1 protein-coding gene is annotated in these 2,588 nt (G+C 75.7%); it reads left to right on the top strand.

The features are described 5' to 3' along the window. Positions 1 to 2,576, top strand: a 2,576-nt coding sequence (locus ACWGKT_RS36140) for an SDR family NAD(P)-dependent oxidoreductase (RefSeq protein ID WP_453276966.1), incomplete at its 5' end; no start/stop codon positions are given. Positions 2,577 to 2,588: the final 12 nt, after the last annotated feature.

Here is a 2,588-nt window from a genome sequence, read left to right as displayed (position 1 = left end):
AGATCATGGGCCTCCTCCAGGAGCGGTTCCCCAGTCCCGTCCCGGTCGGCCCCGAACAACTGGCGGAACTGCGGACGTTGGGTGACATCGTCGGGTTCGTCACCGGGATGAACGGGGCCTCCGAGACATCCGAGGCCGTCGTGCCGGAAGCGCCCTCGCCGATCGCGTCCTCGCCCACCGCCCCCGCGGCGATCGGCCGGGGCCACGCCGCGCTGCTGGACCTGCCGCTGCCGGACCGGCTCCTCGGGGGCTCGCCGCAGGGCGCGAGCGCGCTCGTCGTGGACGACGGCAGTGAGGTCGTCGAGGCCGTGGCCGCCCGGCTGGGCACGGAAGGCTGGCGGGTGCGGGTCCTGCGCCTGCCCGGCGTGCCGCAGCGCGTCGAGGGCGCGACCGACCTGCCGCTGACCGGCTGGGGCGCCACCGAACTCGCCGCTCGCATCGAGGAGTTGGGCGACGAACCGCCGCACCTGGCCGTCGTCTTCGCCGCCGCGGACGACCTGCCGTGGGCCGAGGGTGTGCGCAGGCTCGCGCACACGCTGCTCGTCGCCCGGCACCTGGTCGCCCCGCTGACCGCCGCCGCGGCCACCGGTCACCGGGCCGCCTTCGTCACGGTCACCCGGCTCGACGGATCCTTCGGTCTCCACGAGCTGCGCGAGGACGCGGCGCCCGCCGGCGGTGTCGGCGGGCTGGCCAAGACGCTGGCGGTGGAGGCCCCCGAGCTGTTCTGCCGCGCGGTCGACCTGGCCCCCGGGCTCGGCGCCGACAAGGCGGCCGACCTGGTCCTGGAGGAGGTGTACGACGCGGCCGCCGGCCCGGTCCAGGTGGGCCGTGACGGCACCCGGCGCGTCACCCCGACCCTCGCCCTGGACGCCCCCACGGCGGCCGGCACCCCGCTCACGCCGGACGACCTCCTGGTCGTCACCGGCGGCGGGCGCGGGATCACCGCCCGCTGCGCGGTGGCCCTGGCCGCCGCGCACCGGCCCGGCCTGCTGCTCCTGGGCCGTACCGCGCTCGGCGAGGAGCCGCGGTGGGCGCACGGGCTGAACGACGCCGCCGAGCTCAAGGCGGCGGCCGTCGCCGAACTCAAGCGGGCGGGCGAGAAGCCGACGCCCAAGCGGGTCGAGCAGCTCTTCCGGGCGGTCGTCGGCGAACGCGAGGTCCGGCGGACCCTGGCCGAGATCCGGGCCGCCGGCAGCGAGGCCGAGTACCTCGCCGTCGACATCACCGACGCCGCCGCGACCGCCGCCGCCCTGGCGCCTTACCGCGAGCGGATCACCGGACTGGTGCACGGCGCCGGTGTCCTCGCGGACCAGCTGATCTCCGCGAAGAAGGCGGCCGAGATCGAGCGCGTCTTCTCCGTCAAGCTCGGCGGGCTCCGCTCGGTCGTCGCCGCCGTGGCGGCCGAACGGCTGCGCCACGTCGTGCTGTTCTCGTCGGTCGCGGGCTTCTTCGGCAACCGCGGCCAGTCGGACTACGCCATGGCCAACGAGGTCCTCAACGCCTGGGCCACCGCCTTCAAGGGCCGCCACCCCGAGGCGCACGTCTCCTCGCTGAACTGGGGCGCCTGGGACAGCGGCATGGTGTCGCCGCAGATCAAGGCGGTGTTCGAGGAGCGGGGCATCGCCCTGATCCCGATGGAGACCGGAACCCGGCTGTTCACCGAGCAGTTCGCCCCCGAGCGGGCCGGTGACGTGGTCACCGTCCTCGGGCCGACCACCCCGCTGTCGGCGCGCGAGCACGCCGTGCCCACCGCGCCGGTCGTCCTGGAACGCGACCTGTCCGCGCTGGTGACCGAACCGCTGGTCGCCGATCACGTGATCGGCGACGCCCCGGTGCTGCCCGCCGTGGCGGCGCTGGGCTGGGCGGCGGGCGCCGTCGAGCGCCTCACGGGCCATGTCGTCTCCACGATCCGGGACTTCGCGGTGCACAAGGGCGTCGTCTTCGACGGCGGCCCGGGCACGGGCCGGTTCCGGCTCTCCGTGGACCCGACCGCCGACGGGGCCGAGGCCGACGTGTCGATCCGGTCGGTGAGCGCCGACGGGGCCGTACGACCGCACTACGCGGCCCGGGTCATCCTGGGCGACGCCGCGCCCGAGGCCGGACGGCTGTCCGGGCTGCCCGCACTCGGCGGCGGCACCGACGCCCAGGCCTTCTACGGCGACGGCACGCTCTTCCACGGCGAGTCGCTGCGTGGGCTGCGCCGGGTGCTGGAGTCCGGTGAGGCGCGGCTGGTGCTGGAGTGCGCGCTGGCCGAACACCGGCCCGCCGGCGGCGCGTTCGGCACCGCCCGGTACGCGCCCGACACCGCCGACCTGCTGTTGCAGGCCGCGCTGGTGTGGATGCGGCTGAGCCGGGACACGGCGAGCCTGCCGATGTCGGTGGCACAGGCCGACCTGTACGAGGCGCTGCCGGACGGCGAGCCCTTCGTCGTGGTGGTGGAGCCGGTGTCGGCGAACGGCACGAGCGCGACGCTCACCGTGACGGCCTGCGCCCCCGACGGACGGGTGCTGACCCGCTTCACGGGCGTTTCCCTCGTGTCCACCCCGCAGCTGGCCGCCAAGTTCGCGAGCCGCTGAGCCGACCTACGG

The sequence above is a fragment of the Streptomyces sp. NPDC054794 genome (genome assembly GCF_053611585.1).
The sequence above is the reverse complement of the archived record's forward strand: the minus strand, read 5'-3'. Positions and strand labels throughout refer to the sequence as shown.